General features: G+C 67.3%; 18 protein-coding genes. 8 read left to right on the top strand and 10 right to left on the bottom strand.

Annotated features, from left to right (window positions below; genetic code table 11):
• Positions 1 to 158 precede the first annotated feature (158 nt).
• The 6 genes from ACILR9_RS26770 to ACILR9_RS26745 all read right to left on the bottom strand — a co-directional run bounded on the left by ACILR9_RS26770 (position 159) and on the right by ACILR9_RS26745 (position 6,494).
• Positions 159 to 1,109 (bottom strand): branched-chain amino acid ABC transporter permease, encoded by a 951-nt coding sequence (locus tag ACILR9_RS26770; RefSeq protein WP_395713029.1) that lies wholly within the window; start codon positions 1,107 to 1,109, stop codon positions 159 to 161.
• Complete coding sequence (locus ACILR9_RS26765; RefSeq protein WP_395713028.1) at positions 1,106 to 1,963, bottom strand: branched-chain amino acid ABC transporter permease; 858 nt, start codon at positions 1,961 to 1,963, stop codon at positions 1,106 to 1,108. Before ACILR9_RS26765 ends, ACILR9_RS26770 begins: the two co-directional genes overlap by 4 nt.
• Positions 1,960 to 2,715 (bottom strand): ABC transporter ATP-binding protein, encoded by a 756-nt coding sequence (locus ACILR9_RS26760; protein WP_395713027.1) that lies wholly within the window; start codon positions 2,713 to 2,715, stop codon positions 1,960 to 1,962. The genes ACILR9_RS26765 and ACILR9_RS26760 overlap by 4 nt, the downstream gene beginning before the upstream one ends.
• The gene (locus ACILR9_RS26755; protein ID WP_395713026.1) at positions 2,712 to 3,488 is read right to left on the bottom strand and encodes an ABC transporter ATP-binding protein; all 777 of its coding nucleotides are present in this window, start codon (positions 3,486 to 3,488) and stop codon (positions 2,712 to 2,714) included. Before ACILR9_RS26755 ends, ACILR9_RS26760 begins: the two co-directional genes overlap by 4 nt.
• A 1-nt stretch (position 3,489) precedes the next feature.
• Complete coding sequence (locus tag ACILR9_RS26750; RefSeq protein WP_395713025.1) at positions 3,490 to 4,656, bottom strand: ABC transporter substrate-binding protein; 1,167 nt, start codon at positions 4,654 to 4,656, stop codon at positions 3,490 to 3,492.
• 143 nt (positions 4,657 to 4,799) lie between these two features.
• Positions 4,800 to 6,494 (bottom strand): ABC transporter substrate-binding protein, encoded by a 1,695-nt coding sequence (locus ACILR9_RS26745; protein WP_395713024.1) that lies wholly within the window; start codon positions 6,492 to 6,494, stop codon positions 4,800 to 4,802.
• 159 nt (positions 6,495 to 6,653) lie between these two features.
• On the opposite strand from ACILR9_RS26745, the gene ACILR9_RS26740 reads away from it, so the two are divergent.
• Both ACILR9_RS26740 and ACILR9_RS26735 read left to right on the top strand, forming a co-directional pair.
• Positions 6,654 to 7,664 (top strand): ABC transporter ATP-binding protein, encoded by a 1,011-nt coding sequence (locus tag ACILR9_RS26740; RefSeq protein ID WP_395713031.1) that lies wholly within the window; start codon positions 6,654 to 6,656, stop codon positions 7,662 to 7,664.
• Positions 7,661 to 8,674 (top strand): ABC transporter ATP-binding protein, encoded by a 1,014-nt coding sequence (locus ACILR9_RS26735; RefSeq protein WP_395713023.1) that lies wholly within the window; start codon positions 7,661 to 7,663, stop codon positions 8,672 to 8,674. Before ACILR9_RS26740 ends, ACILR9_RS26735 begins: the two co-directional genes overlap by 4 nt.
• Positions 8,675 to 8,839: 165 nt before the next feature.
• On the opposite strand, the gene ACILR9_RS26730 is transcribed toward ACILR9_RS26735, so the two are convergent.
• From ACILR9_RS26730 to ACILR9_RS26720, 3 genes are all read right to left on the bottom strand, one after another.
• Positions 8,840 to 9,742 carry an ABC transporter permease gene (locus ACILR9_RS26730; protein WP_395713022.1) on the bottom strand — a complete coding sequence of 301 codons (903 nt, stop codon included), beginning with the start codon at positions 9,740 to 9,742 and terminating at the stop codon, positions 8,840 to 8,842.
• A complete protein-coding gene (locus tag ACILR9_RS26725) occupies positions 9,739 to 10,695 on the bottom strand; it encodes an ABC transporter permease (protein ID WP_395713021.1) in 957 nt (318 codons plus the stop codon). The genes ACILR9_RS26730 and ACILR9_RS26725 overlap by 4 nt, the downstream gene beginning before the upstream one ends.
• 273 nt (positions 10,696 to 10,968) lie before the next feature.
• Entirely contained in the window at positions 10,969 to 11,967 is a 999-nt protein-coding gene (locus ACILR9_RS26720; RefSeq protein ID WP_395713020.1) for a Bug family tripartite tricarboxylate transporter substrate binding protein, read from the bottom strand.
• Positions 11,968 to 12,072: 105 nt separating this feature from the next.
• On the opposite strand from ACILR9_RS26720, the gene ACILR9_RS26715 reads away from it, so the two are divergent.
• From ACILR9_RS26715 to ACILR9_RS26690, 6 genes are all read left to right on the top strand, one after another.
• Positions 12,073 to 12,687, top strand: a complete 615-nt coding sequence (locus tag ACILR9_RS26715; protein ID WP_395713019.1) for a TetR/AcrR family transcriptional regulator — start codon at positions 12,073 to 12,075, stop codon at positions 12,685 to 12,687.
• The gene (locus tag ACILR9_RS26710) at positions 12,684 to 14,270 is read left to right on the top strand and encodes an AMP-binding protein (protein ID WP_395713018.1); all 1,587 of its coding nucleotides are present in this window, start codon (positions 12,684 to 12,686) and stop codon (positions 14,268 to 14,270) included. The genes ACILR9_RS26715 and ACILR9_RS26710 overlap by 4 nt, the downstream gene beginning before the upstream one ends.
• Positions 14,271 to 14,495: 225 nt before the next feature.
• Positions 14,496 to 16,070: an acyl-CoA carboxylase subunit beta gene (locus ACILR9_RS26705; RefSeq protein ID WP_395713017.1), complete on the top strand. Its 1,575-nt coding sequence runs from the start codon at positions 14,496 to 14,498 to the stop codon at positions 16,068 to 16,070.
• A gap of 210 nt (positions 16,071 to 16,280) precedes the next feature.
• A complete protein-coding gene (locus ACILR9_RS26700) occupies positions 16,281 to 17,261 on the top strand; it encodes an NADPH:quinone oxidoreductase family protein (RefSeq protein WP_395713016.1) in 981 nt (326 codons plus the stop codon).
• A 173-nt stretch (positions 17,262 to 17,434) separates the two neighbouring features.
• Positions 17,435 to 19,648 (top strand): molybdopterin-dependent oxidoreductase, encoded by a 2,214-nt coding sequence (locus ACILR9_RS26695; RefSeq protein ID WP_395713015.1) that lies wholly within the window; start codon positions 17,435 to 17,437, stop codon positions 19,646 to 19,648.
• Between the two features lie 54 nt (positions 19,649 to 19,702).
• Entirely contained in the window at positions 19,703 to 23,605 is a 3,903-nt protein-coding gene (locus ACILR9_RS26690; RefSeq protein ID WP_395713014.1) for a right-handed parallel beta-helix repeat-containing protein, read from the top strand.
• 54 nt (positions 23,606 to 23,659) lie between these two features.
• Here the strand turns inward: ACILR9_RS26690 and lpdA are convergent, their stop codons facing one another.
• Positions 23,660 to 25,066: a dihydrolipoyl dehydrogenase gene (gene lpdA / locus ACILR9_RS26685; RefSeq protein ID WP_395713013.1), complete on the bottom strand. Its 1,407-nt coding sequence runs from the start codon at positions 25,064 to 25,066 to the stop codon at positions 23,660 to 23,662.
• Between the last annotated feature and the right edge of the window lies 1 nt (position 25,067).

Below are 25,067 nucleotides of genomic sequence, written 5' to 3'. Positions count from 1 at the left end.
ATCGCTCGACTCGGCGGATGGACCGGATACCAAAGTGACAAATCAAATGGCCCCATCACTATGCGCGACGGACTCGAACGCTTCTACGCTATCGCTGATGGTTACCATCTCGCAGCGCAACATCTGTGCTCAAGTTAGCCGGCGAAGCCGGGGAGGAATCATGAGGCCCGCCGCACCCGCAGCAGCTCCCACACCCCGATCAAGCCCTTGGGCCACAGCAGCAGAATGGCGGCGAGCACGGCGCCCAGCACGATCTTGTCGCCATCGCCGCCGATCGAGAAGAAGGTCTGCTGGACGATGATCAGGGCGGTGCCGATCAAGGGCCCGAGCAGCAGCCGGCGGCCGACGATCACGATGGCGGTCAACATCAGCACCAGGAAATAGCTCTCGAACATGTCAGGGCCGACATAGGCGCGCTGATAGGCGTAGAGCCAGCCGGCGAGCGCCGAGATCGGCGCCGAGGTGACGAACACCAGGAAGCGCACCGAGCGCGCATCGACGCCGAGCGCCTGGGCGAGGTCGGGGTTCATCTGCACCATCAGGGCGCTGGTGCCGAGCCGCGAATGGCGGAAGCGCTGGATGAACAGCAGGGTCAGCATCAGCAGGCCCCACGCCACCGGCCACAGATCGGCATTGGTCGAGCCGGTGATGCCGTGGCCGAACAGGGTGAGCTCGAGCGGCGGCACGCCGACGATGCCGTCGGAGCCGCCGAGGAACGACCAGTTGAAGGCCACTTCCATGGCGACCACGGCGGCGGCGTAGGTCACGAGCGAGAACACGAACTCGCGCGTGCGCAGCGTCACCCAGCCGAGCACCGAGGCGAGCGCTATCGCGGTCCCGACCGACGCGCCGGCCGTCATCCAGCCGTTCCAGCCGAGATTGACCGATAGCATGGCGGCGGCGTAGCCGCCGGCCGCCCAGAAGATGGTGTGGCCGAGGCTCACCTCGCCGAGATAGGACAGGATCAGGTCGGCGCCGTAGGCCATCACGGCCAGGATGGCGATGGTCGTGCAGGCGGCATAGACCACCGGCGTGCCGCCCGCCGCGGTCGGCACGAAATAGGCGAGCGCCGCCAGAAGCAGCGCGAGCACGGTGGCGAGCCGCGTCATCGGCGCGCCGCCAGGCCGCGCGGCCGCATCACCAGCACGATCAGCAGCAGCAGGAAGGCGGCGGCCGTCGTGTAGGCCGGCGATACCAGGGCGCCGAACAGGGCGGTGAACATGCCGAGCCCGAAGCCCGCGAGCAGGCTGCCGCCGACGCTGCCGATGCCGCCCAGCACGACCACCACGAAGGTCAGGATGACCTCGTCGAAGCCCATGCTGGTCAGGATCGGGCTGCGCGGCGCCACCAGCCCGGCGCCCAGCGCCACCGCGGCGCATTCGAAGACGAAGACGCCGACATAGACGCGCGCGGCGTTGATGCCGAAGAGCTGCGCGAGCCTGGGATCCTCGGCAACCGAGCGCACCAGGGCGCCGAGCCGCGTGCGGTTCATCACCAGCCACAGGAGCCCGAACAGCAGCAGGGTGCCGACCAGCGTGACGGCGTCCTGCACGGTGAACCAGATGTCGCCATAGCGGATGTTCATGGCCTGCAGCGGGCTCACCAGGCGCTGCGGATCGCCGCCGAAGACGCGCGCCGCGCCGCCCTGGAAGACGTAGCCGAACCCCAGGGTGACGATCATCAGGCTGGTCAGGTTCTGCTGCATGACCATGGGCAGCATCATGCCCTGCAGGACGACGCCCAGCAGGCCGAGGGCCAGCACGGCGATCGGCACGGCGACGTAGTAATCGACGCCGTACCTTTCCATCGCCGCCCAGGCGAGGAAGGCGGCGAGCATGTAGAGCTGGCCGTGCGCGAAGTTCACCAGGCGTGCTGCGCCCAGCAGCACGGTCCAGCCGATGGCAATCAGGGCGTAGCCCGAGCCCAGCACGAGGCCGTTGATGATCTGTTGCGCCAGGTTCATGTCGTCACGGTGCCGAGATAGGCCTCGAGGATGCGCGGATCGTCCTTCATGGTCGCCGCGGGGCCGCGCGCGACGAGCTTGCCGCGCTCCAGCAGGTAGAGCTCGTCGACCAGCTCCAGGGTCGCACGCACGTTCTGCTCGACCAGGAACACCGACAGCCCGCGATCGACCAGGCGGCGCATGGTGGCGAGCAGCTCGTAGACCAGGCGCGGCGCCAGGCCGGCCGACGGCTCGTCGAGCAGCAGGACGCTGGGCGCCGCGCGCAGCGCCCGGCTCACCGCCACCATCTGGCGCTCGCCGCCCGACAGCATGCCGCCCTTGTGCGTGCGGCGATCGGCCAGGCGCGGGAAAAGCTCGAAGATCTCTTCCATCGAGAAGGCGTGGCGGCCGCGCGTGTTGCGCGGCGGCCGGACCAGCGCCAGGTTTTCGTCGACGGTCAGGTCGGCGAAGATGCCCTTGCCTTCCGGCACCAGCACCAATCCGCGCCGCGCGCGCCGGTGCGGCGACAGCCAGTCCATCGATCGCCCTGCCAACCGCACCCTGCCGCGCACCGTCGCCGGGCCGCGCGACCAGCCGACCAGGGCGTTGATCAGCGTGCTCTTGCCGGCGCCGTTGGCGCCCACCATGCCGACCATCCCGCCAGCCGGCACCGTGACGTCGACGCCGTCGACCGCGACGTTGCCGCCGTAACGCACCGAGATGCCGGTGGCTTGCAGGGCGGCTTGCGGCGCGGCCCGCACGGCGTCGCTCATGCCGCGCGGCCCAGATAGGCTTCGCGCACCAGCTCGTCGACCTGGATGTCGGCTGGCTTGCCTTCGGCGAGCTTGCGGCCCTGGTCGATCACCACGATGCGGTCGGCGACCGCCATGATCAGGTCCATGTGATGCTCGATCACCACCACGGCGACCTTGCGGTTGCGCAGGTCGACCAGCAGGTCGGCCAGGCGCTGCATGTCGGCGCCGCCGGTGCCGGCGGCCGGCTCGTCGATCAGCAGCACGCGCGCGCCCGCGCCGTAGGCCAGCACCACCGAGAGCAGGCGCTGCGTGCCATAGGCGATGTCGCCGGGACGCTTGTGATGGTCCTGCCTGGCGATGCCGAAGGTCGACAAGAGCTCGGTTGCGGCCTGCTCGGCGCGCCGCCGCGTTGCCATCTCGCGCCACGGCGCCAGGATCGACCGGCCGAGCGATGTCGAATGGTCGAGCAGCATCGCCGCCATGGCGTTCTCGAGCAGGCTGAGCTCGCCGAAGAAGGCGTTGTGCTGGAACGTCCGGCGGACGCCGATGCGCGCCAGCTCGAAGGTCGTGAGATCGGTGATCCGATCCTCACCCAGCCAGACCTCCCCGGTGCGCTCGACGGCATGGGTCACCGCGGCGAAGCACGAGCTCTTGCCGGCGCCATTCGGTCCGATGATGCCCAGGATCTCGCCCGCATCGACCTGCCAGGACACCTCGCTCAACGCCGTGAGAGCGCCATAGCGGACGGTCAGCTCCTCGACGGTCAGAAGCGGGTTGAGGATCCTCGCCAAGCTATTTCATGACCTCGATCTTCGCGGTCTTGCCGTCGACGACCTTGAAGATGGTGTGCTTGTGCTTCGCTTGGCCGTTGGCTTCGAAGGCGACGTCGCCCAGCACCGTGCCGGACACGCTCTTACCGCGGATCCGTTCCGCCACGGTCTTGCGGTCGAGGCTCTTGGCCGCGTTGGCCGCACTCGCCCACGTTTCGAGGGCGGCGGCACCCAGCGCCGCGCCCTTGTCGGGCGCCTCGTTGTGAACCTTGCGGAAAGCTTCGACGAACTCGACGTTCTCCTTGATCTTGTCGAACGGCGGCAGATCGGCGAAGTAGATGTCGGCCGATACGATCCCGGTCGTCGCCTCGCCGGCGATCTTGTACACGGTTGGCAGGATGGTGCCGACCGCGCCGACGAATACGCCGTCGATGCCGGCCTGGCGGTATTGCTGGATCAGCGCGGGCATGCCAGAGGATTCAGCAGCATTGATGGCGACCACGGCGTCGGGTTTGGCCTGCTTGACGTTGGCGAGGCTAACCCGGAAGTCGGTCTGCTTGAAAGGGAACTGTTCGACGACGACCTTTTCCCAGGGCTTGCCGAGCTTGGCCAGCTCGGCCTCGATCACGGCTTGCGCGCCGTTGCCGTAGGCGTCGTTCTGGGTGAGGAAACCGACGCGCTTGGCGCCGAGCTTGTTCAGCAGGATCTCGGCGACCACCGCGCCGTCCTGGCCGTTCGAGCTGTTGAGCCGGATGGCAAAGGGATTGGCCTGGCCGGCGAGGATCGGGTCGGCCTTGGACACCGCCGTGATGTCGAGGATGTCGGCGCGCGCCAGGACCGGCTGCATGGCGAGGGTCACCGGGCTGTTCCAGCCCTCGATGACGACGGCGACCTTCTCCGCCACCATCTCGTTGGCGCGGGTGACGCCGACCGCCGGCGTGCTCTCGTCGTCCTTGCTGACGACGACCAGCCTGCGGCCGAGCACGCCGCCCTTGGCATTGATCATCTCGGCGGCGATCTTCACGGCACTGGCGACGGCCTGGCCGTTCGGACCGGCGGGGCCCGATTGCGGGAAGATCGTGCCGACCTTGATCGGCTCGCCCTGGGCGATGGCGGGAGCGGCGAGCGAGGCGGCGGCAGCGCCGGCGACAAATGTGAACTGGCGTCGTCCGAGATATGTCCGGCGCATGTGTTTCCTCGCTTTGAATGAGTGTTTATTCAATTGAATCTTGGCCGACCGTGCGGGGCCGAGTCAACGCGCCTCGCGCGACCTGTTCGATAAACGAAAACGGGCCGGCATTGCCGGCCCGTTCCCTCTCGAGATCGTGTCGCCTATTTGTCCAGCCAGAACGTATCGAAGCGCACGCAATCGTAGATGCCGAAATATTCGTAGGGATTGTGGCCCTTGACGTAATTGTACCAGACGTCGTTGATCTTCTCCCAGCAGATCGGCAGCACCGGCGGGTCCTGCTCCATGATCTTCTCGGCTTCCCGGATGACCGCCAGGCGCTTTGCCGGGTCGACCTCGGTGTCGATCTTGGGCAGCAGCGCGTTGAACGCGTCGTTGTTCCAGAAGCCGTAATTCTGCGGCCCGTCCTTCTTGTACCAGGCGTTGAAATAGTCGGACGGATCGAGCAGCGTCGACACGACGGCGCCGACGGCGAGGTCGAAGTTGCCGGTCTTGACGTCGTCGAACCACACCGACTCGACCACCGGGCGCAGCTTGGTCTCGACGTTGAGCGCCTGCTGCAGCATTGCCTGGATGGCCTGTGCCCACAGCTTGAAGCTTGCAACCTCGCGCACGAGGAAATCGAGCCCCTTGATGCCGCCCGATTGCCCGGCGGCGGCGAGCAGCGCCTTGGCTTCCTTGATCGCAGCCGTCGAATCGGCCTGGTAGCCTACGCGCTTGGCGAGCTCGTCCTTGGGCGTGGCGAAATCCGAGAACGGATAGATGAAGCCGCCAACCATCATCGGCGCGACATCCTTGACGACATCGACCAGCACCGGCCGGTCGAACACCAAGTGAAGGGCGCGCCGGACCCGGGGATCGTCGAGCGGCTTCTTCTTGTTGTTCACCCAGGTGCCCTGGATGACGCTCTGATAGAAGTTGGTCGACGACATGCCCTTGGTCTCTTTGGCCTTGCGCGCCGTCACCGGGTCGACGATGCGGCCGTAGTCGACGCGATTGGAGAGCAGCGCCGAGCCGAGCTCGGGCGAGAATGGCAAGGCGTGATAGAACTCGATGCCGTCGAGATAGGGCAGGGTCTTGTTCCAGTAGTTCTTGTTCTTCTCCATCACCCAGACCTCGTTCTCGACGCGCCGCACGCTCTTGAACGGGCCGGTGCCGGGGATGTCGACCACCCGACGCAGGTTGTAGTTGTTGTCCTCCAGCGTCTTCTTGCGCACGATCGTGTTCCAGCCGCTGGCGAACGCCGCCATCATGAAGTTCGCCGGCCGGGCTTCGGACAGCTTGAAGACGACGGTATTCTTGTCCGGCGTGGTGATCTCGCTCACCGTCGAGAACAGGGTGCTGCGCGGGATGCTGACGCCGTTCGGTGGCTTGACGATGCGGTCATAGGTCGCCTTCACGTCGTCCGACGTGAAATCGGCGCCGTCGTGGAACTGCACGTCCTTGCGCAGATGGAAAGTATAGGTCTTGGCATCCTTGGAGATTTCCCAGCTGTGCGCCAGGTCGGGGATGATGGTCTTGCCGCTGTCGCGCGGATCGCGCCGGATCAGGTTGTCGAACATGCAGCCCTGCGAGCCCAGGCTGTTGATGGTGCCCGACTGGTGCATGTCGAAATGCGGCGGCCGCGAGGTGATCGCATACTTCAGCACGCCGCCCGACTTGGGGTTGGGCTCGGGCGCCTTGAGCTGGAACTTGGAGCCGTCGTACTCGGTGGGCACGTTCTGCGCCCAGGCGAGCTGATGCCAGGGAAAGCCCATGGCGCCGGCGCCCAGGGCTGCAGCGCCTTTGACAAATCCACGACGATTGACGCTTGAACGCTTGGACCCACCATTACTCATTGCGTTTCCTCCCATTTGGCCTTTTCCAGACCAATCACTTTGTGCTGTGATGTTTTTGTCTATCTCCCCGATAGACCAAAACTAGCACGATAATTTTCAGGGAGTCTTGCCTTGAATTCATCCCAGCCGGGGCCGCGCGCCGTCGGTGAGTTGGCGACCCTGCCGGCGCGGACGATCCTGCAGGTCGAGGACCTCCAGACGCATTTCTTCACGGCCGTCGGTACCGTGCGAGCGGTCGACGGGGTGTCCTATTCCGTGAAGAGCGGCGAGACCCTGGGAGTGGTGGGCGAATCGGGATGCGGCAAGAGCGTGACCGCGCTGTCGATCTTGCGCCTGGTCGCCAGCCCGCCGGGACGGATTGTCGGGGGCTCGATCCGCTTCGACGGCAGAAACCTCCTCGAGCTCGGTGACGCGGAAATGGAGGGCATTCGCGGCAATGCCATCTCCATGATCTTCCAGGAGCCGATGACCTCGCTCAACCCGCTGTATACGGTCGGCCGGCAGATCGCCGAGGCGATCGCGCTGCATCAGGGCCTGTCGCGTCGCGACGCCATGGACAAGGCGATCGGCATGCTGCGCCGTGTGCAGATCCCCGAAGCCGACAAGCGCGCCCACGCCTATCCGCACCAGCTTTCAGGAGGTATGCGCCAGCGTGTGATGATTGCCATGGCGCTGTCGTGCAATCCGAAGGTCCTGATCGCCGACGAGCCTACCACCGCGCTCGACGTGACCATCCAGGCGCAAATCCTCGACCTGATGCGCGAGCTGCAGGAGACCTACGGCACCGCAATCATCCTGATCACACACGATATGGGGGTGGTGGCGGAAAACGCCGACCGGGTGGTGGTGATGTATGCCGGCCGCAAGGTCGAGGAGGCGAAGGCGAGCGACTTGTTCGATCGGCCAGGGCACCCCTATACGCACGGTCTGCTCGGGTCGATCCCTCATCTCGACACCGCGGCGCGCAGCAATGCCAGGCGGGCACGGCTGACCGAGATCAAGGGCATGGTGCCATCGCTGTTCAACCTCCCGGCTGGTTGCAGCTTCGCGCCACGCTGCGGCTTCGCCACCGACAAATGTCGCAGCGAGACGCCGGTTCTCGAGGATCATGGCCGCGGCCATTGGATCGCCTGCTGGCACGCCGATCGTGTGTTGGCAGGTGCTGCATGAGCGCCGAGCCGGCCACCCTGCTCGAGGTCCGCGGCCTCAAGAAGCATTTCCCGATCCACAAAGGTTTCTTCTCGCGCGTCTCCGGCCATGTGTACGCCGTCGATGGCGTGTCGTTCAGCCTCAAGCGCGGCGAGACGCTGGGCCTTGTGGGCGAGAGCGGCTGCGGCAAGTCCACGGTCGGGCGCACGCTGCTTCGATTGCTCGAGCCGACCGACGGGTCGATCCGGGTCGACGGCACCGACATCACCCACCTCGGCAGCGATGAGTTGCTGCCGTATCGTCGGCGCATGCAGATGATCTACCAGGATCCGTATGCGTCGTTGAACCCGCGCATGTCGGCCGGCGAGATCGTGGGCGAGGCGCTCACCATTCACCAGATCGGCACGCCGCAGGAGCGGGGCGAACGCATCGCTTCGCTGTTTGCCCGGGTCGGGCTCAGGCCCGAGGCGATGAAGGCCTATCCGCACGAGTTCTCCGGCGGGCAGCGCCAGCGCATCGGCATCGCGCGGGCGCTCGCGCTCAATCCCGACCTGATCGTGGGCGATGAACCGGTGTCGGCGCTCGATGTGTCGATCCAGGCGCAGATCATCAACCTGCTGATGGACCTGCAGGACGAGCTCAAGCTCTCCTACCTGTTCGTCGCGCACGACCTTGCCGTGGTGGAGCACATCAGCCATCGCGTCGCCGTGATGTATCTCGGGCGCATCGTCGAGATGACCGACAAGACCAGCCTGTTCGAGATGCCGTTGCATCCGTACACCGAGGCGCTTCTGTCGGCCGTGCCGATTCCCAAGGCGAGTGCGCGGGGCCGCAAGCGCGTCATCCTGACGGGAGACGTGCCAAGCCCGATCAACCCGCCGCCGGGCTGCCATTTTCATGCCCGCTGCCCCTACGCCATGCCGCGCTGCCGCACCGATGTGCCGACCCTGCGTGAGGTCAAGCCCGGTCACTTCGCCTCGTGCCATCTGCATGACGATGGCGTGAAGTTTCCGCTCGGCGCCGCTGCTTAGCTGGGATGGCTTCCTGGCGTTCCGATCACTCGACTTCCTCTCCGGGCAGCGCCCGAGGCAAGGCGTCTCGCGGGGCGGAGAAACGATCGACCACCATCACACCGGCTCGCGGGCGTCGTCCCGTGATTCCGCCTTTGCCACGAGCACGTTGAGGAGCTTGCCCGGTTACACCGACCCCCGCAGTCTCGGGTCGAGCATGTCGCGGATGCCGTCGCCCAGGAGATTGAAGGCGAGCACGGTGATGGTGATGGCGAGACCGGGGAACAGCACCAGCCACCATGGCGGCACCAGGCCGGCATTCAGCGAATCGGCCAGCATGTTGCCCCAGGTCGGGGTCGGGGGCGGGATGCCGACGCCGAGGAAACCCAGCGAGGCCTCGATGATGATGGCGACGCCGAGATGCGTCGTCGCGAGGATCAGGTAGGGCGCGACGCATTGCGGGAGGATGTGGCGGAACATCAGCCGCTTGTGCGAGGCGCCGAGGCCGCGGGCGGCCTCGACATACTGCATTTCCTTGAGTGACAGCACGACCGCGCGGATGACCCGGCCGCCGAACGGGATGCGCGTGACGGCGATGGCGACGATCACGGTCATCATGCCGCCGCCCAGCGCCATGGCGATCGCCATGGCCAGGATCAGGTCGGGGAAGGATTGCAGGAACTCGATGATCCGCTGGCTGAACATGTCGAACCGGCCGCCGAAATAGCCGCACGCCAAGCCCCACAGGGCACCCAGCGTCGTGCCGAACAGGACAGCGCCAAGCGCCACCGTCAACGAGGCCTGGCTGCCGTAGATCACCCGGCTCAGCGTGTCGCGGCCGATCTGGTCGGTGCCGAACCAGTGCTTTTCGTCGGGCGGCTTCTGCATGGCGCGGAAGTCCGACTTCAAGGGCGGGTAAGGGGCGATGACCGGTGCGGCCACCGCCATGACGAGGATGGCAGCGGCGATGCAGCCCCAGAAAGCCGAGAACGGCGCCCGGCGGAAGAAATGGCCGATGGCGTGCAGCACGTTCCGCAGGCGCGTCGCCACGGTCGGCAGGGCGGGCTCGGCAGGGAAGATCGCGGTCATCTGTAGCGTATCCTCGGATCGAGCAAGGCAATTGTCACGTCGACGACGATGTTCAGCAGCACGAATACGACGGCATACAGAAACACCAGGTTCTGCATGACGAAGACGTCGCGTTCGCTGACGGCCGTGAACATCGCATAGCCCAACCCCGGCGTGCCGAAGGCGCGCTCGACCGGGATGGATCCGGCGAGTACGAGGCCCAGCAGAACGCCGGACAGGGTGATCACGGGCAAGAGCGCGTTGGGCAACGCGTGCAGGGCGATGACCAGGCGGTTGTTCAGCCCCTTGGCGCGCGCCGTCCGGACATAGTCCTCGCGGATCACCTCGAGCAGGCTGGACCGGCCCATGCGGGCAATGTAGGCGGCTTGGCCGAGGCCCAGCACGATCGCCGGCCCAACCACCAGCTGCAGGTTGCCGAGCGGATCGGCAAAGAACGACACGCCGGCCATCGGCGCGCGATAGCCGAACCAGAACAGCAGGGCGAGCACGATCAGCATGCCCACCCAGAAGCCTGGCACGGCAAGAAAGAGAATGCTGACGAACCGGGCAGCCGTATCGGCGACGCTGTTGGGCTTGAGCGCGCTGATGATCGCAACGGGGATGCCGACCACCCAGGACAGCATCACCGAAAGCAGGGCGATCTCGGCGGTCAGCGGGCCGCGCCGCAGGATCATCTCGGCGACGCTTTCCGACCGGAAGAAGGATCGGCCGAAATTGCCGCGCACGATGTCCTTGACCCATGCCAGATACTGGACCCAGAGGGGATCGCTGAGCCCGAGCTCTGCCATGTAGCTGGCTCGTTCCTTCTCGGTGAGCTTGACGAACCCTTCCGGCCCGAAGATCGCGACCAGGGGATCGCCGGGCAGGATACGCATCACCACGAACACCATGATCGATACGCCGATCACGGTCAGCGCCCCGAAGACGAGCCTCCGGGCGATGTAACTGTACATACTGCGTCGCCTCCCGGGCGCTTCGTTCTTGGCCGCCATCATGGGGCGGAACGTCCGTGGAAGCGACTCATACGTCGCAACTTTTTTGGCACGTCAGTCCTCCTCCCCCGTAATCGGAGGAGGTGGCCCGCAGGGCCGGAGGGGAAAGGCCTCAGTCGAGAGACATGAATTCCGACGTCGGAATCCCAACCATCTTTGCTGAGGCCTTCCCCCTCCGCCTCGTATGGCGGGGCACCTCCCCCGATGACGGGGAAGGCGAGCAAGATGTGTCCTCTACTGCGGCGTGATGTTGAGCTCCTTCACAGCAGCGGTCAGCAGGGGGCCCATGTCGCGGATGAAGGCGGCGAAGTCCTGCCAGCCCTGGGCGCCCTGGTCGAGGCCGAACTGGTCGACGAACTGCTCCAGCCGGGGCGTGCGGTTCATCTCGACCATGCCGGCCGACAGCGCCTCGACGATCGGCCGCGGCGTGCCGGTGGGCGCCACGCAGCACACCATGCTCTCGAGCAGGAAGTAGGGATGAGTGGCGCCCTGCTCGGCGAACGTCGCGACGTTGGGCAGGCGGCGCGAGCGGGTCTTGGTCGGCACGGCGACCGGCGTGGCGTTGCCCGCCTGGATGGCCGGGGTCGCACCCTGCAGGGTCGAGCAGGCGGCCTGGGTGACGCCGCTCGACAGGTCGGCCCACATCGGCGCCTCGCCGCGATAATGGACCGGCTCCATGGCGAGGCCGAACGTGTCGTTCAGCTTCATGCAGAAGACATGGGCCAGCGAGCCGATGCCGGTCGTGCCGAAGCTCGTCTTGTTCTTTTTGGCATAGGCGACGAGTGCAGCGAGATCGTTGCCGGGAACGGACTTGTGGATGCACAGCGGCACCTTGCCGGCCGACAGCATGGCGATCGGCGTGAAATCCTTCGCCGTGTCGTACGGCACGGACTTGAAGATCACCTGGTTCTGGAACATCGCCGTCGAGTTGGTGAACAGGATCGTGTAGCCGTCGGGGGCCGACTTGGCGACGAAGTCGGCGGCGATGATCGATCCCGCGCCGGTCTTGTTCTCGACCACGAAGGGCTGCTTGTATCGGGCGGCGAGCTGCTCGGCGGCAATGCGGGCAAACAGGTCGGTGAGGCCGCCGGCCGCATAGCCGCAGACGAACTTGACCGGCTTGCTCGGCCAGTCGCCCGTGTCGGCGCGCGCGCCTCCGAACGCCGGCGACATCGCTGTCGCTGCCGCGCCCGCCAGCACGCCCCGCCTGCCGATACGATCGCTTCCAGACACTCCAGCCTCCCTGACATCGCGCTTGAATCGGATCAGAAACTTGCTAATCAACAAGCAAGAGTCGAGGGCAAAGAATTGAGCGTATCGACCGACGAAACCTCACCGATGCGGCGCCGCGCGGAACGGCGGTCGCAGGCCGAGCGGCGCGGCCAATCCGATCGCCGCATGCTGCGCGCGGCCGAGCGCCTGATCGCCCGCCGCGGCGTCGCCGGCACCAGCCTGGCCGATGTCGGCCTCGCCGCCGGCTACAGCCGCGGCCTGCCGGTCGAGCGCTTCGGCAGCAAGGTGGGCATGATCAAGGCGGTGCTCGAGGCGATGGACGGCTGGTTCCAGGCGCATCTCGCGCGCCTGCTCGCGGACAAGAAGGGACTGGCCGCGCTCGAGCTGCGCATCGATGCCCATCTCGGCAGCGCCGAGCGCAGCGCCAGCGCCACGGCGGCGCTCTACTCGATCTACCTCGAATCGCTGTTCATCATGCCCGAGCTGGAGGACGACGTGGCGCGCTTCACCCGGCGATGGCGTGACGGCATCGCCGGTGACCTCTTGGAGGCGCAGCGCCGCGGCGAGGTCGGCCGCGACCTCGATTGCGCGGCCGAGGCGTCGTTCCTGCTGGCCGCCATGCGCGGCCTCATGGTGCAGTACCTGATGGACCGCTCGGCCGCCGACCTGGCGCGGTCGAAGGCGATCCTGCTGGCGCGCTTCCCGCGGCGGCGCAAGTGAGCCCCGCCTGGCACGATCGCCGGGTGCCCCCGGTGGAAGGCTGCGTCCTGCGCGACCTGGTCGAGCGACGCGCCCGCGAGACCCCGGACAAGGTGTTCGTGCAGTTCGCTGCCACCGGCAAAGCCTGGACCTACCGCGACCTGCGCCGCATCGTCGTGGCGACGGCGGCGGCGTTGCAGCAGCGCGGCGTGCGGCAGGGCGAGCCGGTCCATGTCTGGCTTCCCAATGGACCGGACATCCTGCGCCTGTGGTTCGCCATCAATTATCTCGGCGCGATCTATGCGCCGCTCAATCTGGCGTGGCGCGGCCAGGTGCTGGAGCACGCGGTGCGGGGCTCGGGTGCCCGACTGATCGTCGGCCATCCCGAGCTGCTGTCGCGGCTCGACGCCATCGAGTGTGGCGCGTTGGTGCTCCGCCTGCCGGTGACCGGCGGCGACTCGATCTTTGCGGCGAACGCCGAGCCCGCGCCGCCGGAGCGGCCGACCGCGCCGTGGGACACCCAGTCGATGATCTACACGTCGGGCACGACCGGCCCGTCGAAGGGCGTGCTGTGCTCCTATCTGCAGGCGGCGGAGTGTGCCGACGCCTTCCATGCCGCCGGCGCCGACGATCGCAATCTCGTCAACCTGCCGCTGTTCCATGCCGGCGGCACGGGCGCGATCTATCGCATGCTGGCCAAGGGCGGCTCGATCGCCCTGGTCGAGTCGTTCGACACTAATTCCTTCTGGGACACGGTGCGCGCCACCGGCTCGACCTGCCTCACGCTGCTCGGCGCCATGGTGCCGTTCCTCATGAAGGCGCCGCCCGGGCCGCGCGATCGCGACCACACCTTGCGCAAGGTCGTCCTGGTGCCGCTCAGCGACGATTGCCAAGCCTTCGCCGAGCGCTTCGGGGTCGATGTCTATACCACGTTCAACATGACCGAGACGTCGTGGCCGCTGGTGTCGGAGCGCAATCCGGCCGTGCGCGGCACCTGCGGGCGGCCGCGCGCCGGCGTCGAGGCGCGCATCGTCGACGACAACGACTGCGAGGTGGCGCCCGGCCGCGTCGGCGAGCTGATCCTGCGCACCGACACGCCGTGGGCGATGGCGCACGGCTATCACGGCAATCCCGAAGCGACAGCGCGCGCCTGGCGCAACGGCTGGTTCCATACCGGCGACGCCTTCCGCTGCGACGAGGCCGGCAACTTCTTCTTCGTCGATCGGCTGAAGGACGCCATCCGCCGGCGCGGCGAGAACATCTCCTCCTTCGAGGTCGAGGCCGAGGTCGGCGCCCATCCGGCGGTGCGCGAGGCGGCCGTGGTCGGCGTGCCGTCGGAGTTCGGCGAGGATGACGTTCTTGCCGTTGTGGCGCCGGTTGCCGGCCGGAGCGTCGATCCGGCCGAGCTGATCCGCTTTCTCATTCCGCGCATGGCGCACTTCATGGTGCCGCGCTACGTGCGCGTCCTGCCGGTCCTGCCCAAGACGCCGACGCAGAAGGTGCAGAAGAACCTGCTGCGCGCCGACGGCGTCACGCCGGATACGTGGGACCGGGAAGCGGCCGGCATCCGCGTCCGCCGCGAGCGCCTGTCCCGGCCAAGCTAGAGCACGATGGGTTGAGGTGAAATCTGGTGTTCTACAAGGAGGAAACCTCACCCTGAGGAGGCGCGCAGAGCGCGCCGTCTCGAAGGGTGCGACACGCATGTCTGTTGCCCACCAAAGGGCGAAGTCTACTTCGCCCGGATCGAGACGCGGCCAGCGGCCGCTCCTCGGGGCGAGGTCTATCTTGAAGGTGCTTCAACCTGAGAAAATACCGCTCCAGGAGCAACCATGGCTGAGAAAACACTGCGCGACCTGATCGACGGCATCGAGACGGTGCGCGCGACCTTGACCGACGACTCGCGCGCCGCGGCGATCGAGCGGCTCGCCAGGCGCGGCAAGCTGAGCGCGCGCACGCGCCTCGACCGCCTCGTCGATCCGGGCACCTTCGACGAGATCGGCGGGCTGGTCGCGGCCGAGGAGGACGGCATCGGCGCCGGGCCGGCACGCACGCTCTCGCCGGCCGATGGCGTGGTGGTGGGCACGGCCCGTATCGACGGCCGGCCGGTCGTGGTGTTCTCGCAGGATTTCTCCGTATTCGGCGGCAGCATCGGCCGGCTGGGCAGCGCCAAGATTCAGCGCGCGCTCGGCCTCGCCATCGGCCGAGGCCTGCCGCTGATCATGATCCTCGACGGCGGCGGCCATCGCATCCAGGATGGCCAGGACGCGCGCCACTTCGCCAACGCCAACGCGACGTTCCACAATTTCGCCCGGGCCTCCGGCTGGGTCCCGATGGTGGCGCTGATGCTGGGCGCGGGCTTTGCCGGGCCGACCAACTATGCCGGCACGGCCGACTGCGTCGTCATGGTGCGCGGCCTGTCGACCATGGGCATCGCCGGCCCGGCCCTGGTGAAGGCGGCGACCGGCGAGGACGTCGACGGCATGGAGCTGGGCGGCACCGACATCCAGGTCGACCAGCAGGGCATCGCCGATCTCGGCGTGGCGAGCGAGGACGAGGCCCTGGCGGCGGCCCGTCGCTTCCTGTCCTACCTGCCGTCGAACGCGCGCGCGGCGCAGCAGCTGGTCGATCATCCGCGGCCGATCGCGCCGATCGACGATTCGCTGCTTGACCTGGTGCCGGTATCGACGCGCAAGGCCTACGACGTGCGCAAGGTGCTGGCGCTGGTCGCCGATCCCGGCAGCCTGTTCGAGCTGAAGCCCACCTTCGCGCCCAACATGGTGACGGCGCTGGCCCGGCTCGGTGGCCGGCCGGTCGGCTTCATCGCCAACCAGGCGCTGCGGCTGGGCGGCATGATCAATGCGAATGCCTGCGACAAGGGCGCCCATTTCATCGCCCTGTGCGACGCCTTTGGCCTGCCGCTGGTGTCGTTCATCGACGTGCCGGGCTTCTCGATCGGCTCGAGCGCCGAACGCACCGGCCTGGGGCGGCGCAGCGCCAAGCTGGTGTTCGAATGGGGTCACGCCAGCGTGCCGCGGGTATCGATCGTGCTGCGCAAGGGTTACGGGCTCGGCTATTTCGCCATGGCCGGGGGCCGCAGCTTCGCCGCCGACGCGAGCTTCGCCTGGCCGTCGGCCGAGATCTGCGCCATGTCGATCGAAGGCGCGATCGACGTCGCCTTCCGCAAGGAATACGAGGCCGCGCCGGATCCGATGGCGCACCGCCAGGCGATGATCGCCGAGACGCGGGCGCGCATCGGCGCCCTGCGCGGCGCCGAAGGGTTCGGCATCGACGACGTCATCGACCCGCGCGACACGCGCCGCCGCGTGATCGAGATCTTCGACTCGGTGCAGCCCCGCCGGCCCAACGATCATCCGCCGAAATATCGCTCGATCGCCCCGATCTGACGTATGGCCGGGCCGGCAGCACACTCGCAGTTGGCAAAAAACCGTCATCCCGACCGGAGCCGAGCGAAGCGAGCGTAGTGAAGGGACCTTATCTTGTTGCCGTGGCGACATGAAGGGTCCCTCGACTGCGCCGCCGTCGGGGCGGCTCCGCTCGGGATGACGGAAGTGAGTGGCCTATGCGAGTGTCCCGGTCGGGCGGGAGGATCATCCATGCGGGCAATCCAGGCGGCGTCGCTTTCCTCGATCGACGAGTACCGTGTCGTCGATCTGCCGATACCCGTTCCTGGTGCCGGCGAGGTGCGCGTGCGGATCGCCGCCTGCGGCGTCGGTTACGTCGATGCGCTGGTCTCGCTTGGCCGCTACCAGGTCAAGCCGCCTCTGCCGCACGTTCCGGGCGGCGAGGTCGCGGGCTGGATCGACGCGGTCGGTTCCGACGTGACGGCCCTCGCGGTCGGCGACCGCGTGCTGGCCCAGGTGCGCGGCGGCTTCTGCGAGTGCGCCGTCACCCCGGCCACATCTGCCCGGCGCATTCCCGATCGCATGCGGTTCGACCAGGCGGCCGGGTTTCGCATCAACTACGTGACCGCGCTGCACGGGCTGCGCGATCGGGCGCGCCTGCAGGCAGGCGAGACCTTGCTGGTGATCGGCGCCGCGGGCGGCACCGGCAGCGCCGCCGTCCAGGTCGGCAAGCTGCTCGGCGCCAGGGTCGTGGGCGTGGCGTCGACGGATGAGAAGCGAGCGCTCGTCCGGCGCTACGGCGCCGACATCACGCTCGATCGCGACGTCGACGGCTGGCGCGATCGCCTGCGCGCGGCCGTGCCCGACGGCCTCGATGTCGTGTTCGATCCGGCCTGTGGCGCCTTGATGCAGCCCGCCTTCCGCTCGCTGCGATGGGGTGGCCGCCATCTGGTGATCGGCTTCGTCTCGGGCGAGATTCCGGCCTTGCCGGTCAATTTGCCACTTCTCAAAGGGGCCGCCCTGGTCGGCGTCGACTACCGGCAATTCGCCGACGTCTTCGAACGTGAACGGGCCGGGCGCGAGCTCGAGGAGCTGCTCGGCTGGGTCGCCGATGGCCGGCTCGACCCGCCGGCCGGGCGCGTCTTTTCCTTCGCCGAGTACCGTGAAGCCTTGACCTTCGCCCTGTCGGGGGAGGGCGTGGCCAAGACCGTGTTCGAGGTCGCTGGGGCCTAGCCCGAACGATCGGGCGTCGACAATGCGGCCGCGGTGCGATTACCCTCGACTGGAAAGGTCCCTCGCTGCGCTCGGGATGACATGGGTGTTGGCGGCGAGAGCACTCCTGTCATCCCGAGCGCAGCGAGGGACCTTTCTCTTCGTCTGCAAGCCGTCGCTCACGAGGTGCGTATATGCCCGACCACACGATCTATCAGGCGCCGCGTCGTGTCGGCCGCGCCGGTGAGACCGTCGTCACCAGCACGTGCGGCCACAATTGCGGTGGCCGCTGCGTGGTGAATGCCCATGTCGTGGACGACCGGATTGTGAAGATCTCGACCGACCCCGCGCGTTGGCAGCCCGAGATGCCGCCGCTGCACGCCTGCGCGCGTGGCGTCGGCCAGATCGAGCGGCTGTATCACCCCGAACGGCTGCAGCATCCGATGCGCCGGGTCGGCCCGCGCGGGTCCGGCCAGTTCGAGCGCATCTCGTGGGACGAGGCGCTCGATCATGTCGCCCGGGAGATGCTGCGCATCCGCCGCCGGTACGGCAACGCCTCGATCGTCGATGCGTCGCGCTCAGGCAACACGTCGATGCTGCACGGCGCGACCGTGTCCAAGCGCTTCTTCTACAAGTTCGGCGGCTGCATCGACCTGTGGTCGAACATGTCGGCCGAAGCCGAGGTCTTCGCCGTCCGCATGACCTTCGGCGCCAAGGCCGACTACAAGACCGCCGGCCGCGAGCCGACGGACTACGTCAACTCCAAGCTGATCGTGATGTGGGGCTGGAGCCCCGCCGACGGCACCTTCGGCACCGGCACCCAGCAGTATCTCAAGGAAGCCAAGGCTCGCGGCGTGCGCATCGTCTGCGTCGATCCGCGGCGCACCCGCACCAGCACGGCGCTGGCCGACGAGCACATCTTCATCAAGCCGTCGACCGATGCGGCCGCCCTGATTGCCATGGCCTACGTGATCGTGAGCGAGGGCCTGCACGACCAGGCCTACTGCGACCGCCATGTGCTGGGCTTCGACGACGAGCACCTGCCGCCCGGGGCGCCGGCCGGCGCCTCGTACAAATCGTATCTGCTTGGGCTCGGCGACGGCATCCCGAAGACGCCGGAGTGGGCGGCCGAGCGCACCGGCATGTCGGCCGAGACGATACGGCGTCTGGCGATCGAGTTCGCCGCCACCAAGCCTGCGGCGCTGCAGTGCGGCTACGCGCCAGGCCGCACGGCATTCGGCGAGCAGTTCCATCGCGCCGCCTATGCGCTGGCCGCGATCACCGGCAATATCGGCGTCGTCGGCGGCAACAGCGGGGTCAGCAACGGCGTGACCGGCCGCAGCGGCATCGGCGGCCTGCCCGCCGGCAGCAATCCGATCGACGCCCGGGTGGCGACGCCGCTGCTCGCCGATCTGCTGGCGCGCGGCAAGGCGGGCGGCTACCCGGGTGACGTCAAGATGATCTATTCGGCGGGCGGTGATCTGTTCAATCAGTGCCCCAACGCCAACAAGATGGCCGCATCGCTCGACGGCGTCGAGCTGATCGTCGGGCAGGATCACTTTCTGACGCCGACGGTACGCCACGCCGACATCGTGCTGCCGGCCACCACCTTCTGGGAGCGCAACGACGTGCACACGCCGTGGGCCGGCGCCGGGCACTACGCCATCTTCATGAAGCAGGCGATCCCGCCGATGTACGAATGCCGCAACGACTTCGACATCTTCGCCGACCTGGCGGCGCGCGTCGGCATCAACGATTACAACGACAAGTCGGAGATGCAATGGCTGCGCGAGCTCACCAGCCGGGCCATCGAGGATTTCGACACCTTCGCCGACAAGGGTGTGGCCCGCTTCGCGCCGCCGCAGGATGCGGTGGCGTTCGCCGCCCAGATCCGCGACCCCGAGAGCCATCGCTTCACCACGCCGTCGGGCAAGATCGAGGTCTACTCGATGGCGCTGGCGGCCAAGCCCGACTATTACGGGCTCGGGCATATCCCGGCCATCCCGACCTGGATCGACCCGGTGACGCCGGCGGCGCGCTTTCCCCTCATGCTGTGCAGCCCCAAGTCGCGCGCGCGCACCCATTCGATCCACGGCAACCAGCCGCGGCTTGCGCGGGTCGATCCCGACGACGTCTGGATGAACCCCGCCGATGCGGCCGCCCGCGGCATCGCCAACGGCGACAGGGTGCGCGTGTTCAACGATCGCGGCTCGACCGTGCTGCCGGTCAAGGTGACGCGCCGCATCATGCCTGGCATCGTCTCGATCAAGGAAGGCGCCTGGTTCACGCCCGACGTCACCGGGACCGACACCAAAGGATGCGCCAACGTGCTCTCCCAGGACCGTGCCGCGCCGTGCGGCGCCACGACCTACAACACCAACCTGGTGGAGGTCGAACGCGCCGCGTGAGGGCAGCCTAGCCTTGTTGCTTCCTGCGTCGACGAACGCTCTTGCAGGTGTGAGATGAAGACATTCGTCGTAGCCAAGTCACGCGGCGGCCTATTTTCTCAGTCATTGCCCAGCCTGGCGAAGGCCCTGGATCAGGCCAGCGACGGAGACGTGATCCAGGTCGAGAGCGGCACCTTCATCGAGAATTTGCAGATCCGGAAGTCCGTAAGCATCGTCGGCGTCGGCATCGAGAAGGTCGTTCTCCAGGGTCAGCTGGACATCTTGGCGGGAAGCCCGCGCATCGCCAATCTGACGGTGGTCAATCCCGATGGCGTCGCGATAAGGGTCGCCGGCGGCGGAACGGCCCCGGTCGTCGAAAAGGTGCAGATCCGGGACGCTGGCATCAGCGGCGTTTGGTTCACCGACAATGCGGGCGGCACTCTTTCCTCGGTCGATCTCTCGCGTTGCGGTGAGAGCTACGCCGCACTGACGGTCGACAAGCAGGCGGCGCCGTCTATCGTGAACTGCCGCGTTCACGACACGCCGGGCATCGGCATCCTGATATGTGACGGAGGACAACCGCGCATCGAAGATGGCGAGGTGCGGGCATGCGGCAGCGCCGCCGTGGAGATCAGGGATCCCGCGACCAGTCCGACCATCTCGACGCTGCGCATCCGTGACACCAGCCAGAACGGCCTGTGGTTCAGGAATCAGGCCCAGGGTCGGATCTCTGACGCCGAGATCTCGGGGTGTGGCGGCGCCTACCCCGCGATCCTGGTGGATGAGCGGTCGACCCCGGCGATCCTCGACTGCCGCGTGCACGACACCCCGAGCCATGCGATCTGGATCCGGGACGGCGCTCGACCTCGCATTGAGGGTGGCGAGCTGTTCGGATGTGGCAGCTCCGCGATCGAGGTGAAAGATCCCGAGACGCGGCCGGACATCTCCAGGCTGCGCATTCGCGACACCGGCCAAAACGGCATATGGTTCAAGAATCAGGCGAGCGGCACGATGCTGGACGTCGAGATCTCGGGGTGCGGTGACCTCTACCCGTCGATCCTGGTTGACGAGCGGTCGGCGCCGGCCATTCTGAACTGTCGTGTCCATGACACGCCGAGCAACGGTATCTGGATTCGTGACGGCGCCCGGCCGCGCATCGAAGGCGGGGAGCTGTTCGGATGCGGCAATGTCGCGATAGAGGTGAAGGACCCCGAGACCAAGCCCGAGATCGCCAGGCTCCGGATCCGCGATACGGCGATGGGCGGCATCTCCTTTGCCGGGCGGGCCGGCGGAACGCTGTCGGGCGTCGAGGTCTCGGGATGCGGCGACGGCTTTCCAGCGATCCTCGTCGAGGATCATGCAACGCCGGCGATCCTCGATTGCCGCATTCACGATACGCCTGCCAATGGCCTCGCGATACGACAGGGAGCGCAGCCGAGGATCGAGCGTGGAGAGATGTGGGGCTGCAGCCTGTCGGCCATCGAGGTGAGCGGCGCCGGGACGAACCCCATGATCTCGAGGGTGCGCATTCGCGACACAGTGCGCAATGGCGTCTTCTTCACCGGTCAGGCTGGCGGCTCGTTGTCGGAGGTCGAGATTTCCGGCTGCGGCGAGACATTCCCTGCCATCGTCGTCGCCGGGGAAGCGACTCCGTCCATATCGAACTGTCGCATCCACGACACCCTCAGCAATGGAGTCTGGGTGCGCGAGCGCGCCAAGCCGCGCCTGGAAGGCGGAGAGCTGTGGGGTTGCAGCGACGCGGCCATAGAGGTGACCGACGCCGGCACGAGCCCCAGCATCTCCAGGGTGCGCATTCGCGATACCGCCCGTAACGGCGTGTTTTTCACCGGTCAGGCTGGCGGCTCGTTGTCCGAGGTGGAGATCTCCGGCTGCGCCGAGAGATTCCCTGCTGTCGTCGTCACCGAGGAAGCCACCCCGTCCATCTCGAGATGTCGCATCCACGATACCCCGAGCAATGGAATCTGGATACGCCAGCGCGCCCGGCCGCGGATCGAGGGCGGAGAGCTGTGGGGCTGCAGCGAGGCCGCCATAGAGGTGACCGATGCCGAGACGAGCCCCGTCATTTCCAGGCTGCGCATTCGCGATACGGCCGGGCCTGGACTCTGGTTTCGGGAGCGTGCGGCGGGGACGGTCTCGGGCGTGGAGTTCGCGCGCTGCGGGCCGCAGCACGCGCCGATCTATCTGGAGGAGGGGACGACCCCGACGATCACCGGGTGCATCTTCGACCAGGCGGGCGGGATTGCCGGCCCGGGGGCGGCTGGGCTCGAGGCAATCAGCGTGCCGGTTCAACCGGCACCGCCCAAACCTCCGACTGTTCCGGAGCACGTCCAGGGAGCAAGCGCGTCTGCAGATCTGACGTCGCTCGACGAGCTGGTCGGCCTGGAGGCGGTCAAGAACGAGATTCGCAAGCTCGCCGCCCTCGCGCGTGCGCAGGTGCGGCGACGCTCGCAGAACCTGCCCGTGCAGGCGGTCGCCATGCACATGGTCTTCACGGGCAATCCGGGCACCGGCAAGACGACGGTCGCACGCCTGGTGGGGCGGATCCTGGCCGGCCTCGGCTTGCTGGGGAAGGGGCACGTCGTCGAGGTTCAGCGTTCCGATCTGGTCGCCGGAACGATCGGCGGAACCGCCCTGAAGGTCCAGGAGCAAGTCAAGAATGCGCTGGGTGGCGTGCTGTTCATCGACGAGGCGTACGCGCTCTCGCGGGACGGCAATCAGGGCTCGGACTTCGGGGCCGAAGCCATCGAGACGCTGCTCAAGGAAATGGAGGACAAGCGCGATCAGCTCGTGGTCATCGTCGCCGGCTATACCAACGAGATGCGGCGCTTTCTCGAGGCAAACCCAGGGCTCAAGTCGCGGTTCGCCCGGCATGTCGAGTTCGAGGATTACGGACCGGCCGAGCTCGTCGAGATATTCCACAAGCTTTGCAAGGACGAGCAGTATCGCCTGGTCGACGGTGCAGCGGAGCACGCCGCCGTCGCGTTCGAGCGCATGCACCGACGACGGGGATCCAGTTTCGGCAACGGGCGGGATGTGCGCTCGCTGTTCGAGAGGGTGAAGGAGCGGCAGGCGATGCGATTGGATTCGCAGCCGCACGCCGACCTGCAGTCCATTGTGGCGCAGGATTTTCCCGAGCTCGATCGCGGCATCGGGGACGATCTCGAGGGCGCCTTGCGCGAGCTGGATGAGTTGATCGGGCTCGCGACGGTGAAGGACGAGGTGCGCAATCTCACGAATCTCGCCCGGGTGCAGATGCTGCGGCGGGAACGTGGCCTTTCGGTCCAACCCGTATCGTTGCATATGGTGTTCACGGGCAACCCGGGGACCGGCAAGACCACCGTCGCACGCCTGGTCGGCCGCATCTTCTCGGCTTTGGGCTTGCTCGAGAAGGGTCATGTCGTGGAGGTGCAACGCGCCGATCTCGTTGCCGGCTATATCGGCCACACCGCGCTGAAGGTCCAAGAGAAGGTCAAGGCGGCCCTGGGCGGTGTGCTGTTCATCGACGAGGCGTATGCATTGGCCCGGCAGGAGGCGTCGGGGTCTGATTTCGGCAAGGAAGCCCTCGATACCCTCTTGAAGGAGATGGAGGACAGGCGCGATCAGCTTGCGGTCATCGTTGCCGGTTACGGCGAGGAGATGCACCAGTTCGTCGAGACGAACCCGGGGCTGAGGTCGCGCTTCACGCGATACATCGAGTTCGCCGACTACGAGCCGGAAGACCTTTACCGGATCTTCCGGCATCTATGCGCACGCGGAGGCTATCGCTTGGGGCCACTGGCGGAGCAGCGTGCCAGGACGGCGATCTCCGCATTGTACGGCGGTGATCCAAGGACGTTCGGCAATGCCCGGGCGGCGCGCACGCTGTTCGAGAGGACCATCGAGTCGCAGGCGGCGCGGATCATTGCCGATCCAGGCGCCGACCCGAGCGAGCTCGTGGCCGACGACTTCCATGCCTGATACAGGCTATGGCCTTTCATCCTCCTCCACAGCTTCGCTGGGGAGGAGGATGACTCAGATATGCAACGCCTCGCCCAGCGCGCGCAGGCTGGCTTCGTGGAACGCCTCGCCCAGGGTCGGATGGGCGTGGATGGTGCCGCCGATGTCCTCCAGCCGCGCACCCATCTCGAGGGCGAGGCCGAACGATGAGGCGAGCTCGGAGACACCGGGACCGACCGCCGCGATTCCCAGCACGAGATGATTGTCGGCGCGCGCGGTCACGCGCACGAAGCCGTCGTCGTTGGCCAGGGTGAGGGCGCGGCCATTGGCCTGGAAGGGGAATTGCGCGGTCAGGATCTCGCGGCCGGCGCGCCGCGCGTCGTCGGGCGAAAGCCCGACCGTGACGATCTCCGGATCGGTGAAGCACACGGCCGGGATCGCGGCCGCATCGAACACGCGCCGGTGCCCGGCGATCTGCTCGGCGACGACGACGCCCTGCGCCATGGCGCGATGGGCGAGCATCGGCTCGCCGGTGAGATCGCCGACCGCCCAGACGTTGCGCATCGAGGTCGCGCAGCGCTCGTCGATCTGCACGGCGCCGCGATCGAGCGTGAGGTCGAGCCGCTCGAGCCCGAAGCCCGAGAGCCGGGCGCGCCGGCCGGTGGCGACCAGCACGCGGTCCATCGCGATGGTGCGCCGGCCGATCCCATCCTGGTCGACCGCGAGGGCACTGCCGTCGTCCGACAGGCCGGCAGCCTTGGCCTGCGTCAGCACCTCCATGCCGAGCGCACGCATCCGGCGGGCCACGGGGCGGACCAACTCGGCGTCGTAGGCGGGCAGGATGCGGTCGAGGGCCTCGACCACGGTCACTTTCGAGCCGAGCTTGGCGAAAGCGATGCCGAGCTCGAGGCCGATATAGCCCGCGCCGACCACGGCCAGCCGCTCGGGGATGGCGTCGAGCGACAGCGCCTCGGTCGACGAGATCACCTTGCCGCCGAACGGCAGGGACGGCAGTGCGGCGGCGACCGAGCCGGTCGCCAGCACGACATGCTCGGCCCGGATCACCTGAGGCCCGGTATCGGTCTCGACGCGGCAGCTCTTGCCGTCGGTCATCTCGGCGCGGCCCTGCACGATCTTGACGTGATGGCGCTTCAGCAGCGCGCCGACGCCGCCGGTCAGGCGGCCGACGATGCCGTCCTTCCACTCGACGGTGCGGACGAAGTCGATGGTCGGCCGCTCGACCTTGAGTCCGAACGGCGCTTTGGTCGCCTGCTCGACGGCCTGGTGAAAGGCCTCGGCAGCATGGATGATCGCCTTCGACGGGATGCAGCCGACGTTGAGGCAGGTGCCACCCAGCCCACCCTCGCGTCCGTCCTGCTCGACGAGAACGACGTCGAGGCCGAGCTGGCCGGCCCGGATGGCGGCGACGTAGCCGCCCGGTCCGCCGCCAACGATCAGCACCTTGGCAGTAATGTCGGCCATC

It is taken from the genome of Reyranella sp. (assembly GCF_044224635.1).
Lineage (GTDB): Bacteria > Pseudomonadota > Alphaproteobacteria > Reyranellales > Reyranellaceae > Reyranella.
The sequence above is the reverse complement of the archived record's forward strand: the minus strand, read 5'-3'. Positions and strand labels throughout refer to the sequence as shown.

Bases quoted from the DNA above. Each gene is read 5' to 3' on its own strand.
- ACILR9_RS26770 (WP_395713029.1), bottom strand. From the start codon at position 1,109: ATGACGCGGCTCGCCACCGTGCTCGCGCTGCTTCTGGCGGCGCTCGCC.
- ACILR9_RS26765 (WP_395713028.1), bottom strand. From the start codon at position 1,963: ATGAACCTGGCGCAACAGATCATCAACGGCCTCGTGCTGGGCTCGGGC.
- ACILR9_RS26760 (WP_395713027.1), bottom strand. From the start codon at position 2,715: ATGAGCGACGCCGTGCGGGCCGCGCCGCAAGCCGCCCTGCAAGCCACC.
- ACILR9_RS26750 (WP_395713025.1), bottom strand. From the start codon at position 4,656: ATGCGCCGGACATATCTCGGACGACGCCAGTTCACATTTGTCGCCGGC.
- ACILR9_RS26745 (WP_395713024.1), bottom strand. From the start codon at position 6,494: ATGAGTAATGGTGGGTCCAAGCGTTCAAGCGTCAATCGTCGTGGATTT.
- ACILR9_RS26735 (WP_395713023.1), top strand. From the start codon at position 7,661: ATGAGCGCCGAGCCGGCCACCCTGCTCGAGGTCCGCGGCCTCAAGAAG.
- ACILR9_RS26730 (WP_395713022.1), bottom strand. From the start codon at position 9,742: ATGACCGCGATCTTCCCTGCCGAGCCCGCCCTGCCGACCGTGGCGACG.
- ACILR9_RS26725 (WP_395713021.1), bottom strand. From the start codon at position 10,695: ATGTACAGTTACATCGCCCGGAGGCTCGTCTTCGGGGCGCTGACCGTG.
- ACILR9_RS26715 (WP_395713019.1), top strand. From the start codon at position 12,073: ATGCGGCGCCGCGCGGAACGGCGGTCGCAGGCCGAGCGGCGCGGCCAA.
- ACILR9_RS26705 (WP_395713017.1), top strand. From the start codon at position 14,496: ATGGCTGAGAAAACACTGCGCGACCTGATCGACGGCATCGAGACGGTG.
- ACILR9_RS26700 (WP_395713016.1), top strand. From the start codon at position 16,281: ATGCGGGCAATCCAGGCGGCGTCGCTTTCCTCGATCGACGAGTACCGT.
- ACILR9_RS26695 (WP_395713015.1), top strand. From the start codon at position 17,435: ATGCCCGACCACACGATCTATCAGGCGCCGCGTCGTGTCGGCCGCGCC.
- ACILR9_RS26690 (WP_395713014.1), top strand. From the start codon at position 19,703: ATGAAGACATTCGTCGTAGCCAAGTCACGCGGCGGCCTATTTTCTCAG.
- lpdA (WP_395713013.1), bottom strand. From the start codon at position 25,066: ATGGCCGACATTACTGCCAAGGTGCTGATCGTTGGCGGCGGACCGGGC.